The sequence below is a fragment of the Streptococcus mitis genome (assembly GCF_003942865.1).
Classification (GTDB): domain Bacteria; phylum Bacillota; class Bacilli; order Lactobacillales; family Streptococcaceae; genus Streptococcus; species Streptococcus mitis_BI.
On sequence record NZ_RJNZ01000007.1, the window covers coordinates 34,032 to 48,849 of the forward strand.

Consider the following 14,818-nt stretch of genomic DNA (forward strand, 5'->3'; position numbering starts at 1 on the left):
GAGGCAAAAATGAAGAATCCATTTTTTGAAAGACGTTGTCGTTACAGTATTCGTAAGTTATCAGTAGGAGCCTGCTCGCTGATGATTGGGGCTGTTTTATTTGCTGGTCCAGCCTTAGCAGAAGAAACTGCAGTTCCTGAAAATAAGGGAGCCAATACAGAGCTTGTTTCAGGAGAGGGTGAGCATTCGACCAATGAAGCTGATAAGCAGCATGAAGGAGAACATGCTAGAGAAAATAAGCCAGAAAAGGCAGAAGGAGTAGCGACAGCATCTGAAACTGCTTCGCCAGCAAGCAATGAAGCTGCAACTACTGAAACTGCAGAAGCAGCTAGCGCAGCTAAACCAGAGGAAAAAGCAAGTGAGGTCCTTGCAGAAACACCATCTGCAGAAGCAAAACCAAAGTCTGACAAGGAAACGGAAGCAAAACCTGAAGCAACTAGCCAAGGAGATGAGTCTAAGTCAGCAGCAGAAGCTAATAAGACTGAAAAAGAAGTCCAGCCAGATGTCCCTAAAAATACGGAAAAAACATTAAAACCAAAGGAAATCAAATTTAATTCTTGGGAGGATTTGTTGAAATGGGAACCGGGTGCGCGTGAAGATGATGCTATTAACCGCGGGTCTGTTGCCCTCGCTTCACGTCGGACAGGTCATTTGGTCAATGAAAAAGCTAGCAAGGAAGCAAAAGTACAAGCCCTATCCAACACCAATTCTAAAGCAAAAGACCATGCTTCTGTTGGTGGAGAAGAGTTCAAGGCCTATGCTTTTGACTATTGGCAATATCTAGATTCAATGGTCTTCTGGGAAGGTCTCGTACCAACTTCTGACGTTATTGATGCAGGTCACCGTAACGGGGTTCCTGTATATGGTACACTCTTCTTCAACTGGTCTAATAGTATTGCTGATCAAGAAAAATTCGCTGAAGCTTTGAAGCAAGACCCAGATGGTAGCTTTCCAATTGCCCGTAAATTGGTAGACATGGCCAAGTATTATGGCTATGATGGGTATTTTATCAACCAAGAAACAACAGGTGACTTAGTAACGCCACTTGGTGAAAAAATGCGTCAATTCATGCTTTATACAAAAGAATATGCGGCAAAAGTCAACCATCCAATCAAGTATGCTTGGTACGATGCCATGACCTATAAATATGGTCGTTACCACGAAGATGGTCTAGGTGATTACAACTACCAGTTCATGCAAAAAGAAGGTGACAAGGTCCCTGCGGATCAATTCTTTGCCAATTTCAACTGGAATAAGGAAAAGAATGACCACTCTGTAGAAATGGCAAAATGGCTGGAACGTAGCCAATATGATGTCTTTGCAGGATTGGAATTGCAACAAGGTGGTTCTTATAAGACAAAAGTTAAATGGGATGCTCTTTTAGATGAAAAAGGCAAGTTACGTTTGTCACTTGGACTCTTTGCACCAGATACAATTACCAGTCTAGGAAAAACAGGTGAAGATTACCATAAAAACGAAGATATCTTCTTCACAGGTTACCAAGGAGATCCGACAGTTCAAAAACCAGCGGACAAAGAGTGGTATGGGATTGCTAATTTAGTTGCAGACCGCACACCAGCAGTAGGCCGGACCTTCACTACCTCCTTTAATACAGGCCATGGTAGAAAGTGGTTTGTAGACGGAAAAGTTTCTAAGGATTCTGAGTGGAACTACCGTTCGGTTTCAGGTATCTTGCCAACATGGCGCTGGTGGCAGACTTCAACAGGGGAAAAACTTCGTGCAGAATATGATTTTACAGATGCCTACAATGGCGGAAATTCCCTTAAATTCTCTGGTGATGTAGCTGGTAAGACGGATCAGGATGTGAGACTTTATTCTACTAAGTTAGAAGTAACTGAGAAAACCAAACTTCGTGTTGCCCACAAGGGAGGAAAAGGCTCGAAAGTTTTTATGGCCTTTTCTACAACTCCAGACTACAAATTCGATGATGCAGATGCATGGAAAGAGCTAACCCTTTCTGACAACTGGACAAATGAAGAAATTGACCTTAGCTCATTAGCTGGAAAAACCATCTATGCAGTCAAACTCTTCTTCGAACATGAAGGTACTGTAAAAGATTATCAGTTCAACCTAGGACAATTAACTATCACGGACAATCACCAAGCGCCACAAGCACCTACAGGTCTCTCTGTGGTGAAGCAATCTCTTAAGAATGCCCAAGAAGCTGAAGCAGTAGTTCAATTTTCGGGTAACCAAGACGCAGATTTCTATGAAGTCTACGAAAAAGACGGGAACAACTGGCGTTTGTTGACAGGTTCATCTGCTTCAACAATCTACTTGCCAAAAGTTAGCCGTTCTGCTAATGCGACTGGTACGACTCAAGAATTGAAAGTCGTTGCAGTTGGTAAAAATGGCCTTCGTTCAGAAGCTGCGACGGCGTCCTTTAACTGGGGAATAACAGTTCAGGATACGACTCTCCCAAGACCTTTGGCTGAAAATATTGTTCCAGGGGCAACGGTTATCGGTAGTACTTTCCCGAATACCGAAGGTGGAGAAGGTGTTGAAGGTATGTTGAACGGTACCATTACCAGTCTTTCAGACAAGTGGTCTTCAGGACAATTGAGCGGTAGTGTCGATATTCGTTTGACTCAACTACGTCGTGTTGTCAGATGGGTGATGGATCATGCGGGAGCTGGTGGTGAGTCTGTTAACGATGGTCTGATGAACACCAAGGATTTTGATCTTTATTACAAGGATACAGATGGCGAGTGGAAACTAGCCAAGGAAGTTCGTGGTAATAAAGCGCACGTTACGGATATCACTCTTGACAAACCAATCACTGCCCAAGACTGGCGTCTAAAAGTTATCACATCTGATAACGGAACACCTTGGAAGGCCATTCGTATCTACAACTGGAAGATGTACGAAACCTTGGACACAGAAAGTCAAAATATTCCAATGGCTAAGGTAGCTGCTCGTTCACTTGGAAACCACCAAGTTCAACTGGGCTTCTCTGATGTTCCGGCAGGCGCAACCATCACCGTTTACGACAAGGCTGATTCACAAACACCAATTGCAACCTTGAAGACTGAAACTGGAGGTGACTTGGCAACAGCTCCATTGGGCTTTGACAAGCAACCAACTCTTCTCTACTATCGTACCCAACTACCTGGTAAAGAAATCAGTAACACCTTGGCAGTAGCGATTCCGCAGGATGAAAGAAAAATTGCTGCGGTTAGTCTGGAAAAAGAACCTAAAAAGACGGTTTACAAAGAGGGAGAAAAACTTGACCTTAGAGGCGGAACACTCCGTATTCAATACGAAGGGGGACAAGCCGACGAGCTGATTAACCTTACTCACTCAGGTGTGACGGTATCTGGATACGAGGTTCATCAAAAAGGGGAACAAAACCTAACACTTCAATACCTTGGTTTACCAGTGTCAGGTGATCTGAAAGTCCAAGTGACAGGACAGGATGAAGGAAAAACAAAAGAAGTAGCGGGCTTGTATATTACTAAGAAACCAAAAATAGACTATCTAGTAGGAGATCAACTGGATCTCTCTGAAGGTCGCTTTGGTATTCTCTATGATGACGAGACAGAAGAGACTCACAGCTTTACTGATGAAGGTGTTGAAATCACGGGCTACGATGCTCAGAAGACTGGACGCCAGACCTTGACCCTGCATTACAAGGGGCACACAGCTGAGTTTGATGTCTTGGTTTCTCCAAAGGCTGCAGTTAATGATGAATACCTTAAACAAGAAATCACTGCTGCCCAAGGCCGTCAGTCAACCCTTGCCTATACCTTCTCAAGTGAGGACAAACAAGCTGTACTAGTAGAGAAACTCAATGCAGCGAAAGCTGTTGCAGAAAACCATGATGCCAGTCAAGAAGAAGTCAACAAAGCCTTGAATGAATTGAAACAAGCTGGAGCGGACTTGGATGGAAATCAACGTTATCAGACAGCTAGAGAAGAATTGGAAGGCTTGCTCGAATCCGTCCGTGAAAAAGATCCTAAAGCTGAGTTGATTGAACAAGCAGAAACTTTGTTGGCTTCAGAGATGCCAACTCCACAAGCTTTTGCGGACATGAAAGAAAAGCTGAATAAGAAACTAGCTCCTGCAGAAGAGAGCCATCATGTTGGTAGCATGGATCTAAGTGAAGTAGCCCCAACAGTTGAGGTCCTCCCTGAACTAGTTGTTGAAACTGAAACAACAGCCTATGAACATCAAGAGCGACCGAATGCGAACCTTCTTAAAGATCAACGTCAATTTGTCCAAAAAGGAGAAGAAGGGCAGATTCGTCGTCTAGTAGAAGTAGATGCTCAAGGCAATCGTATCCTTCGTTCAACAGAAGTTCTCAAGGAAGCTGTTCCAGAGATTACCGAAGTAGGTACAAAAGTTCTATCAAGCAATCAACCAGCTGAAGGAGTTAAAGATTTAGTTCTAGAAACTCCGAAACTAGAAGTTGAAGAAGTTGCAGTATCCTTTGAACGTCAAGAACGTCCAAATTCAGAACTTCTCAAAGGTCAACGTCGTATTGTGCAAGCTGGAGAAGAAGGACAAATTCGTCGCTTTGTAGAAGTCGATGCCCGAGGCAAACGCACCCTTCGTTCAACAGAAGTTCTCAAGGAAGCTGTTCCAGAGATCACCGAAGTAGGTACAAAAGTTCTATCAAGCAATCAACCAGCTGAAGGAGTTAAAGATTTAGTTCTAGAAACTCCGAAACTAGAAATTGAAGAGGATACAGTGGCCTTCAATCGTCAAGAACGGCCAAATCCAAATCTCCTAGTCGGTCAACGTCAACTTGTCCAAGCAGGAGTTGAGGGACAAATTCGTCGCTTGATTGAAGTAGATAGTCAAGGCAATCGCACTCTTCGTACAACAGAAGTTCTCAAGGAAGCTCTTCCAGAAATTGTTGAAGTTGGAACGAAAGAAGAGAAAGACTCTCAAAAAACAGGTCAAGCTCTTTTAGCAACACCGACAAATGAAAAAGTAGGTAAAGAACTTCCAAATACTGGAGTAAGAAGAGATGCTAGTCTAGTGGCACTAGGACTCCTCGGAGTGATGATTGGCTATGGCCTACTTGCTGGAAAGAAGAGAGAAAACGAATCGATTTAGGATTCTTGCATTTCCTCATAACAACTAAAAACAAGGTTTGACTGTAGATTAGTTAAACCTCGTTTTAACTAGTAAAAATCAGTGGAAGAATGAGATGGATTAACTAGTTTTTCTTGTATTACTTAGCGATTTGGAAAGGTTTTTCTAGTTTTGATTTTCAGAAATGCTAGTTTTTGTTGCAAGAAAGAACTGGAAAAGTTTAGGGTTTTTCTATCTCTTTTGCTGATTTTGTGATATAATTAACACGTATAAAAAAAGAAGGAGTCATATCTAATGGCAAAATTGACTGTTAAAGACGTTGAATTGAAAGGGAAAAAAGTTCTCGTTCGTGTTGACTTCAACGTACCTGTAAAAGATGGCGTGATTACCAACGACAATCGTATCACTGCAGCTCTTCCAACTATCAAGTACATCCTTGAACAAGGTGGACGTGCTATCCTCTTCTCTCACCTTGGTCGTGTAAAAGAAGAAACAGACAAAGCTGGTAAATCACTTGCTCCTGTAGCTGCTGACTTGGCAGCTAAATTGGGTCAAGAAGTTGCTTTCCTTCCAGGTGTCACTCGTGGTGCTGAATTGGAAGCAGCTATCAACGCTCTTGAAGATGGACAAGTTCTCTTGGTTGAAAACACTCGTTACGAAGATGTTGACGGCAAAAAAGAATCTAAAAACGATTCTGAACTTGGTAAATACTGGGCATCACTTGGAGATGGTATCTTCGTAAACGATGCATTCGGTACAGCTCACCGTGCACACGCATCTAACGTTGGTATCTCAGCAAACGTTGAAAAAGCAGTTGCTGGTTTCCTTCTTGAAAACGAAATTGCCTACATCCAAGAAGCAGTTGAAGCTCCAGAACGTCCATTTGTGGCTATCCTTGGTGGTTCAAAAGTTTCAGACAAGATCGGTGTTATCGAAAACTTGCTTGAAAAAGCTGATAAAGTCCTTATCGGTGGTGGTATGACTTACACATTCTACAAAGCACAAGGTATCGAAATCGGTAACTCACTTGTAGAAGAAGACAAATTGGATGTTGCGAAAGCTCTTCTTGAAAAAGCAAACGGTAAATTGATCTTGCCAGTTGACTCAAAAGAAGCTAACGCATTTGCTGGTTACACTGAAGTGCGTGACACTGAAGGTGAAGCAGTTTCTGAAGGCTTCCTTGGTCTTGACATCGGTCCAAAATCTATCGCTAAATTTGACGAAGCTTTGACTGGTGCCAAAACAGTTGTATGGAACGGACCTATGGGTGTATTTGAAAACCCAGACTTCCAAGCTGGAACAATCGGTGTGATGGACGCTATCGTGAAACAACCAGGCGTTAAATCAATCATCGGTGGTGGTGACTCAGCTGCCGCAGCGATTAACCTTGGCCGTGCAGATAAGTTCTCATGGATTAGTACGGGCGGAGGTGCTTCAATGGAACTTCTCGAAGGTAAAGTATTGCCAGGTTTGGCTGCACTTACAGAAAAATAATTTCAGCCCGTTAGTCTCTACAAAATCCTGATTTTGTAGAAAAAGGAACAAAACTGAAACGTTAACAAAAAGGTGGCTATGTCACCTTTTTGTGTTAGTGTAGGTATTTGTGACGCGGTGGTGGAGCATCAATGGAACTTCTTGAAGGTAAAGTTCTTCCAGGACTTGCAGCCTTGACAGAAAAATAAGATTTTATAAACAAGTCAAAGAAGAGAGGGATGAAAGTTCCTCTTTTCTTTTGCTTAAAATAAAAACGCTTCCTCTCAACTATTACTCATAAAAATCACCGATTTATGATAAAATGGAAATAGAAAGTTGAGATTATGAGTTATTTTAAAAAATATAAATTCGATAAATCCCAGTTCAAACTTGGTATGCGAACCTTTAAAACGGGTATTGCTGTTTTTCTAGTTCTCTTGATTTTTGGCTTTTTTGGTTGGAAAGGTCTTCAAATTGGTGCTTTGACAGCCGTTTTTAGCCTGAGAGAGAGTTTTGATAAGAGTGTCCATTTTGGGACTTCGCGTATTCTAGGAAATAGTATCGGTGGCCTCTATGCCCTAGTCTTCTTCTTATTAAATACCTTTTTCCACGAAGCTTTTTGGGTAACCTTAGTTGTTGTTCCGATTTGCACCATGTTAACCATTATGACAAATGTAGCCATGAATAACAAAGCAGGGGTTATTGGTGGTGTAGCTGCTATGTTAATCATTACCCTATCGATTCCGAGTGGTGAAACAATTTTGTACGTATTTGCGCGTGTATCAGAAACTTTCATGGGAGTTTTTGTCGCAATTCTCGTAAATTACGATATTGAACGTATTAGGCTCTTTTTAGAGAAAAAAGAAAAATAATGTTACATTTTATAACATTATCAATTGACGTTTGTCTTTTTTTAGACTATAATAGACAGAAAGAAGGAAATTGTAAATGAAGGAAAAAGAATTTCGCCGAAATATGGCTGTTTTTCCTATCGGCAGTGTTATGAAGTTGACCGATCTATCGGCGCGTCAGATTCGTTATTATGAAGATCAAGAGTTGATTAAGCCTGATCGAAACGAAGGGAACCGTCGCATGTATTCCTTGAATGACATGGATCGTCTGCTTGAAATCAAAGATTATATCTCTGAAGGTTATAATATCGCTGCCATTAAGAAAAAATATGCTGAACGTGAAGCGAAATCCAAGAAAGCGGTGAGTCAGACTGAGGTGCGTCGTGCACTTCATAATGAACTCCTCCAACAGGGTCGCTTTGCTTCAGTACAGTCACCTTTTGGTCGCGGTTAGGCAACCGCAAGTAGTCATACATTAAGGAGAAAACTCATGCCAATCACAGCTGCAGATATTCGTCGTGAAGTCAAGGAAAAAAATGTTACCTTTATTCGTCTCATGTTCTCAGATATTTTGGGAACCATGAAAAACGTCGAAATTCCTGCTACAGATGAACAGTTAGATAAAGTCTTGTCAAACAAGGCTATGTTTGATGGATCTTCAATCGAAGGTTTTGTACGTATCAATGAGTCGGATATGTACTTGTACCCTGACTTGGATACATGGACAGTCTTCCCTTGGGGAGATGAAAATGGAAGTGTTGCAGGTTTGATCTGTGATGTCTATACAACAGAAGGTGAACCATTTGCAGGTGACCCTCGTGGTAATCTCAAACGTGCTCTTCGTCACATGGAAGAAGTGGGATTCAAATCATTCAACCTTGGACCGGAGCCAGAATTCTTCCTATTTAAATTGGATGAAAATGGAGATCCAACACTTGAAGTGAATGACAAGGGTGGCTACTTTGATTTGGCGCCTACTGACCTTGCGGACAATACACGTCGTGAGATTGTCAATGTCTTGACCAAAATGGGATTTGAAGTAGAAGCGAGTCACCACGAGGTTGCGGTTGGACAACATGAAATTGACTTCAAGTACGATGAAGTTCTCCGTGCTTGTGATAAGATTCAAATCTTTAAACTTGTTGTTAAAACCATTGCTCGCAAACATGGGCTTTACGCAACCTTTATGGCTAAACCAAAATTTGGTATTGCTGGATCAGGTATGCACTGTAATATGTCCTTGTTTGATGCAGAAGGAAATAATGCCTTCTTTGATCCCAATGATCCAAAAGGAATGCAGTTGTCAGAAACGGCCTACCATTTCCTTGGCGGTTTGATCAAACATGCTTACAACTATACTGCTATCATGAATCCAACGGTTAACTCATACAAACGTTTGGTTCCAGGTTATGAAGCGCCTGTTTACATTGCTTGGGCTGGTCGTAACCGTTCGCCACTTGTGCGCGTGCCTGCTTCACGTGGTATGGGAACTCGTCTTGAGTTGCGTTCAGTGGATCCAATGGCAAACCCTTACATCGCTATGGCTGTTCTTTTGGAAGTTGGTTTGCATGGTATTGAAAATAAAATCGAAGCACCAGCTCCTATCGAAGAAAATATCTACATCATGACAGCAGAAGAGCGCAAGGAAGCTGGTATTACAGACCTTCCATCAACCCTTCACAACGCTTTGAAGGCTTTGACAGAAGATGAAGTTGTCAGAGCGGCTCTTGGAGAACATATCTATACTAGTTTCCTTGAAGCCAAGCGAATCGAATGGGCAAGTTATGCAACCTTCGTTTCACAATGGGAAATTGATAATTATTTAGACCTTTACTAATACTAATATAGAAGAAAGATTGCCTGAGGGTGATCTTTTTTCTTGTGTTTTGTATCGAGGTGTGATATATTTTATATAACGAAGTGCGATATATCGAACTGAATAGGAGGTGGTTATAAATGGAATTAACTGATAAGATTCGTAGAGTTTATCTTCCGATGACGGAAACGGGCTTTTATATCTTGTTCTGTCTGCAAAAGGAAGGTCATGGTTATAGTATTACGCAAAAGGTCAAGGAGATGACAGATTTGCAAGTTTCGATTAGTCCTGGAACTATGTATGGAACTTTGTCAAAGATGGAAAAGGATGGCTTGATTTTCTTTGTCCGAGAAGAAGAAAAACGTAAAATCTATCAGATCACAGATTTGGGGCGAAAAGTCTTAGATATTGAATTGAAGCGTATTGAACGGCTCTATAGAAACAGTCGGGAGGAAGGATGATGGAAAAGAAAATTGTTTATCGAATTTTTACAATTGCGGATTATGAGAGGGAGGCTCTATACTTTAGAGAAATGCATGCTAAGGGCTGGAAACTTAGGAAAGTAAGCTATTCTATCTTATTGTTTGCAGTTAAGTATACCTTTGAAAAGTGTCACCCTGAGCAAGTGTCTTATCAGTTGGATTTTTACCCAATGGAAAAATCAGAGAGAGCCTCCTATTTACAACTGTTTAAAGACTGTGGCTGGGAGCATATTACAGACTTTAATAGTTTTTCCTATTTTAGAAAAGCACATTCTGAAATTGAATCGAATGCAGAGTTTGAAATCTATAATGACGCTGCTGGGAAGTTAGCTATGGTTAATCGCATTTTAAGACTGCGATTAGTACCTGTTTTACTTTTGCTAGCCATACATATACCATTCTTACTTAAATTGCTCAATAGAAGTAATGCGTATGGTCTATGGAGTTTACTTGCAGTCGGGCTAGATATTTTCTTATCTTTGATCCTTTTGTTAATAGTTTCTTATATTGGCTGGAAGTTATGGCATAAAAAGAAGAAATTATCAGATTTATGATAGGGTAGGTATGCTCAAAATTGGAGGGAAAGTCATGATAAATAAAAAGCAATTTCGGATTTTCACCATTGTTGATTTGGACAAGGAAGAAGAATATTTACATGAGATGCATTTGAAAGGTTGGAGCTATAGAACGAGTCGTTTTGGTTTGTTCTATTTTGACAAATGTCAGCCAGACGATATCATCTACCGTATCTATGATTCTAGGTTTCTTAAAAAGCATAAGCATGAACTGCAAGATTTTAGAGATAGCGGTTGGGAATTGATAGGAGCTGGTTTTTGTTCGATTCTTCGTAAATCGTCTTCTGATTTACTTCCAGAGGATCAAGTCTATATGAGTAAGGGGCTCAGATGGGAAGTTATGCGATATAGACTTCGTTCCTGTACAGCGACTTTCTTAGGTGGTCTTGTTGTTTGTATGAGTTCGTTTAGAGAAGATCTTTCCATGTCTTTCTTTATTATTTTTGTTTTATATGCTTTTCTGATTTCTTATCTAATCCATGGTTTTTTCAGACTTAAAAGGAAATACCAAGTAGATGGAAGGTAGGGTTCTAGGTCTTCAGACTGATTTTTAGCACTCTTGATAAAAGAGTGCTAATTTTTTGAGTTTTTATCTTGACATTCTCTTTTAAGGGTGTATAATAGAATCATAAGTTAGCACTTGAGCGTATCGAGTGCTAATCGATCAGACAGAGAGGAGTGATGAGGTGGTTACAGAGCGTCAGCAGGATATTTTAAATCTGATTATTGACATCTTTACCAAAACGCACGAACCTGTCGGATCCAAAGCCTTGCAAGAGTCTATTAACTCTAGCAGTGCAACCATTCGTAATGACATGGCGGCTCTAGAAAAGCAAGGTTTGCTTGAGAAGGCTCATACTTCAAGTGGTCGGATGCCAAGTGTTGCTGGTTTTCAGTACTATGTGAAACACTCACTGGATTTTGACCGACTGGCTGAAAATGAGGTTTACGAGATTGTCAAAGCCTTTGATCAGGAATTTTTCAAATTGGAGGATATTCTGCAAGAGGCTGCTAATCTACTGACAGACTTGAGTGGCTGTACGGTAGTAGCACTGGATGTTGAGCCGAGCAGGCAACGGTTGACAGCCTTTGATATCGTTGTTTTGGGGCAACATACAGCCTTGGCAGTATTCACCCTAGACGAGTCTCGAACGGTTACTAGTCAGTTTCTGATTCCAAGGAACTTCTTGCAGGAGGATTTGCTGAAACTGAAGAGTATCATTCAGGAACGTTTCCTCGGCCACACCGTTCTAGATATTCACTACAAGATTCGGACGGAGATTCCGCAGATTATCCAGCGTTACTTTACAACAACGGACAATGTTATCGATCTCTTTGAACATATCTTTAAGGAAATGTTCAACGAAAACATTGTGGTGGCGGGCAAGGTCAATCTCTTGAATTTTGCCAATCTAGCAGCCTATCAGTTCTTTGACCAACCGCAAAAGGTGGCTCTGGAGATTCGTGAGGGGCTGCATGAGGATCAGATGCAAAATGTCCGTATTGCAGACAGTCAAGAGTCCTGTCTAGCAGACCTAGCGGTGATTAGTAGTAAGTTCCTCATTCCTTATCGGGGAGTTGGAATTCTAGCCATTATCGGTCCAGTCAATCTGGATTACCAACAACTAATCAACCAAGTCAACGTAGTCAACCGTGTTTTGACTATGAAGTTGACAGATTTTTACCGCTACCTCAGCAGTAATCATTACGAAGTACATTAAGATTGAAATCATTAAAGGAGGCGAAAATGGCCCAAGATATAAAAAATGAAGAAGTAGAAGAAGTTCAAGAAGAGGAAGTTGTGGAAACGGTAGAAGAAACAACTCCTGAGAAGTCTGAGTTGGACTTGGCAAATGAACGTGCGGATGAGTTCGAAAATAAATACCTTCGCGCTCATGCAGAAATGCAAAATATCCAACGCCGTGCCAATGAAGAGCGTCAAAACTTGCAACGTTATCGTAGCCAAGACTTGGCAAAAGCGATTCTCCCTTCTTTGGACAACCTTGAGCGTGCACTCGCAGTTGAAGGTTTGACAGATGATGTCAAAAAAGGCTTGGAAATGGTGCAAGAAAGCTTGATTCACGCTTTGAAAGAAGAGGGAATCGAAGAAATCACAGCTGACGGTGAATTTGACCATAACTACCATATGGCCATCCAAACTCTCCCAGCAGACGATGAACACCTAGCAGATACCATCGCCCAAGTCTTCCAAAAAGGCTACAAACTCCATGACCGCATCCTACGCCCAGCAATGGTGGTGGTTTACAACTAGGCTAGATAGCTTAAAAAAACCTGTCCGAAACGACACTAAACTATGAAGAAAGATAAGAGGCAAGCCGGAGGCTTGCAAGGAAGATATTTCCCGCCGTGGTGAAAGTTTCAGTAGCTTTTGCTACTGAAACAGGGGATTTTTGAGACAATAGGCTCAAAAATAAGTGATGAAATCCCGTAGGGAGTTGCTCACGTCCCCACCACTTAAGGGAAATATCAAAAATAGAAAATTAACTAACAAGGAGAAAAACACATGTCTAAAATTATCGGTATTGACTTAGGTACAACAAACTCAGCAGTAGCAGTTCTTGAAGGAACTGAAAGCAAAATCATCGCAAACCCAGAAGGTAACCGTACAACTCCATCTGTAGTCTCATTCAAAAATGGAGAAATCATCGTTGGTGACGCTGCAAAACGCCAAGCAGTTACAAATCCAGATACAGTCATCTCTATCAAATCTAAAATGGGAACTTCTGAAAAAGTTTCTGCTAACGGAAAAGAATACACTCCACAAGAAATCTCAGCTATGATCCTTCAATACTTGAAAGGTTATGCTGAAGACTACCTTGGTGAAAAAGTAACTAAAGCAGTTATCACAGTTCCAGCTTACTTTAACGATGCTCAACGTCAAGCAACAAAAGATGCTGGTAAAATCGCTGGTCTTGAAGTAGAACGTATTGTCAACGAACCAACTGCAGCAGCCCTTGCTTATGGTTTGGACAAGACTGATAAAGAAGAAAAAATCTTGGTATTTGACCTTGGTGGTGGTACATTCGACGTATCTATCCTTGAATTGGGTGACGGTGTCTTCGACGTATTGTCAACTGCAGGGGACAACAAACTTGGTGGTGATGACTTTGACCAAAAAATCATCGACCACTTGGTAGCAGAATTCAAGAAAGAAAACGGTATTGACTTGTCTACTGACAAGATGGCAATGCAACGTTTGAAAGATGCTGCTGAAAAAGCGAAGAAAGACCTTTCTGGTGTAACTTCAACACAAATCAGCTTGCCATTTATCACTGCAGGTGAGGCTGGACCTCTTCACTTGGAAATGACTTTGACTCGTGCGAAATTTGATGATTTGACTCGTGACCTTGTAGAACGTACAAAAGTTCCAGTTCGTCAAGCCCTTTCAGATGCAGGTTTGAGCTTGTCAGAAATCGACGAAGTTATCCTTGTTGGTGGTTCAACTCGTATCCCTGCCGTTGTTGAAGCTGTTAAAGCTGAAACTGGTAAAGAACCAAACAAATCAGTAAACCCTGATGAAGTAGTTGCTATGGGTGCGGCTATCCAAGGTGGTGTGATTACTGGTGATGTCAAAGACGTAGTCCTTCTTGACGTAACACCATTGTCACTTGGTATCGAAACAATGGGTGGTGTCTTCACAAAACTTATCGACCGCAACACTACTATTCCAACATCTAAATCACAAGTCTTCTCAACTGCGGCAGACAACCAACCAGCCGTTGATATCCACGTTCTTCAAGGTGAACGCCCAATGGCAGCAGATAACAAGACTCTTGGACGTTTCCAATTGACAGATATCCCAGCTGCACCTCGTGGAATTCCTCAAATCGAAGTAACATTTGACATCGACAAGAACGGTATCGTGTCTGTTAAGGCCAAAGACCTTGGAACTCAAAAAGAACAAACTATTGTTATCCAATCTAACTCAGGTTTGACTGACGAAGAAATCGACCGCATGATGAAAGATGCAGAAGCAAACGCTGAAGCAGATAAGAAACGTAAAGAAGAAGTTGACCTTCGTAACGAAGTAGACCAAGCGATCTTTGCGACTGAAAAGACAATCAAGGAAACTGAAGGCAAAGGCTTCGACACAGAACGTGACGCTGCCCAAGCTGCCCTTGATGACCTTAAGAAAGCTCAAGAAGACAACAACTTGGATGAAATGAAAGCAAAACTTGAAGCGTTGAACGAAAAAGCTCAAGGACTTGCTGTTAAACTTTACGAACAAGCCGCAGCAGCCCAACAAGCTCAAGCAGGAGCAGAGGGTGCACAAGCAACAGGAAACGCAGGCGATGACGTCGTAGACGGAGAGTTTACTGAAAAATAAGATGCAAAGCCCGTTAAAACCTCACAGTGAAATAGGAAATCTGACGCAGAAACTTTAGTTTCTAGGAAGATTTGTCTTTTTCACCAAGAGGTTAGGGAGTGCTCGATTTAGCATTACTAGTTTGATTTTTAAAACTCGAACGTCGTAATGATAAGAAGAAATCCAGAGGTTGCAACCCAGCCTCTGTTTTTCGATAAAATAGAGGATGTTGC

11 protein-coding genes are annotated in these 14,818 nt (G+C 41.5%); all 11 read left to right on the forward strand.

Annotated elements, in window-relative coordinates; translation table 11 throughout:
• Positions 1-9 precede the first annotated feature (9 nt).
• The 11 genes from D8845_RS06045 to dnaK all read left to right on the forward strand — a co-directional run bounded on the left by D8845_RS06045 (position 10) and on the right by dnaK (position 14,606).
• Positions 10-5,082: an endo-beta-N-acetylglucosaminidase gene (locus D8845_RS06045; RefSeq protein WP_125452837.1), complete on the forward strand. Its 5,073-nt coding sequence runs from the start codon at positions 10-12 to the stop codon at positions 5,080-5,082.
• A gap of 273 nt (positions 5,083-5,355) precedes the next feature.
• Positions 5,356-6,555, forward strand: coding sequence for a phosphoglycerate kinase (locus D8845_RS06055; RefSeq protein ID WP_125393123.1), 1,200 nt, complete (start codon positions 5,356-5,358; stop codon positions 6,553-6,555).
• A 323-nt stretch (positions 6,556-6,878) separates the two neighbouring features.
• Entirely contained in the window at positions 6,879-7,406 is a 528-nt protein-coding gene (locus D8845_RS06060; protein ID WP_094753599.1) for an FUSC family protein, read from the forward strand.
• 76 nt (positions 7,407-7,482) lie between these two features.
• Positions 7,483-7,839 carry a transcriptional repressor GlnR gene (gene glnR / locus D8845_RS06065; protein WP_000659547.1) on the forward strand — a complete coding sequence of 119 codons (357 nt, stop codon included), beginning with the start codon at positions 7,483-7,485 and terminating at the stop codon, positions 7,837-7,839.
• Between the two features lie 36 nt (positions 7,840-7,875).
• On the forward strand, positions 7,876-9,222 hold the full coding sequence (glnA, locus tag D8845_RS06070; RefSeq protein WP_001122886.1) for a type I glutamate--ammonia ligase: 1,347 nt from the start codon (positions 7,876-7,878) through the stop codon (positions 9,220-9,222).
• Positions 9,223-9,341: 119 nt separating this feature from the next.
• Positions 9,342-9,662: a PadR family transcriptional regulator gene (locus D8845_RS06075; protein WP_125393122.1), complete on the forward strand. Its 321-nt coding sequence runs from the start codon at positions 9,342-9,344 to the stop codon at positions 9,660-9,662.
• Positions 9,662-10,237, forward strand: coding sequence for a DUF2812 domain-containing protein (locus D8845_RS06080; RefSeq protein WP_125393173.1), 576 nt, complete (start codon positions 9,662-9,664; stop codon positions 10,235-10,237). The genes D8845_RS06075 and D8845_RS06080 overlap by 1 nt, the downstream gene beginning before the upstream one ends.
• 34 nt (positions 10,238-10,271) lie before the next feature.
• Complete coding sequence (locus D8845_RS06085; protein ID WP_125393121.1) at positions 10,272-10,784, forward strand: DUF2812 domain-containing protein; 513 nt, start codon at positions 10,272-10,274, stop codon at positions 10,782-10,784.
• A 160-nt stretch (positions 10,785-10,944) separates the two neighbouring features.
• Positions 10,945-11,979 carry a heat-inducible transcriptional repressor HrcA gene (hrcA, locus tag D8845_RS06090; protein WP_125393120.1) on the forward strand — a complete coding sequence of 345 codons (1,035 nt, stop codon included), beginning with the start codon at positions 10,945-10,947 and terminating at the stop codon, positions 11,977-11,979.
• 26 nt (positions 11,980-12,005) lie between these two features.
• On the forward strand, positions 12,006-12,530 hold the full coding sequence (gene grpE / locus D8845_RS06095) for a nucleotide exchange factor GrpE (protein WP_125452838.1): 525 nt from the start codon (positions 12,006-12,008) through the stop codon (positions 12,528-12,530).
• Positions 12,531-12,782: 252 nt separating this feature from the next.
• Entirely contained in the window at positions 12,783-14,606 is a 1,824-nt protein-coding gene (gene dnaK / locus D8845_RS06100; protein WP_042900353.1) for a molecular chaperone DnaK, read from the forward strand.
• Positions 14,607-14,818 lie beyond the last annotated feature (212 nt).

Excerpts from the sequence above, each read along its gene's own strand:
- D8845_RS06045 (WP_125452837.1), top strand. The coding sequence starts at position 10 with ATGAAGAATCCATTTTTTGAAAGACGTTGTCGTTACAGTATTCGTAAG.
- D8845_RS06055 (WP_125393123.1), top strand. The coding sequence starts at position 5,356 with ATGGCAAAATTGACTGTTAAAGACGTTGAATTGAAAGGGAAAAAAGTT.
- D8845_RS06060 (WP_094753599.1), top strand. The coding sequence starts at position 6,879 with ATGAGTTATTTTAAAAAATATAAATTCGATAAATCCCAGTTCAAACTT.
- glnR (WP_000659547.1), top strand. The coding sequence starts at position 7,483 with ATGAAGGAAAAAGAATTTCGCCGAAATATGGCTGTTTTTCCTATCGGC.
- glnA (WP_001122886.1), top strand. The coding sequence starts at position 7,876 with ATGCCAATCACAGCTGCAGATATTCGTCGTGAAGTCAAGGAAAAAAAT.
- D8845_RS06075 (WP_125393122.1), top strand. The coding sequence starts at position 9,342 with ATGGAATTAACTGATAAGATTCGTAGAGTTTATCTTCCGATGACGGAA.
- D8845_RS06080 (WP_125393173.1), top strand. The coding sequence starts at position 9,662 with ATGGAAAAGAAAATTGTTTATCGAATTTTTACAATTGCGGATTATGAG.
- D8845_RS06085 (WP_125393121.1), top strand. The coding sequence starts at position 10,272 with ATGATAAATAAAAAGCAATTTCGGATTTTCACCATTGTTGATTTGGAC.
- grpE (WP_125452838.1), top strand. The coding sequence starts at position 12,006 with ATGGCCCAAGATATAAAAAATGAAGAAGTAGAAGAAGTTCAAGAAGAG.
- dnaK (WP_042900353.1), top strand. The coding sequence starts at position 12,783 with ATGTCTAAAATTATCGGTATTGACTTAGGTACAACAAACTCAGCAGTA.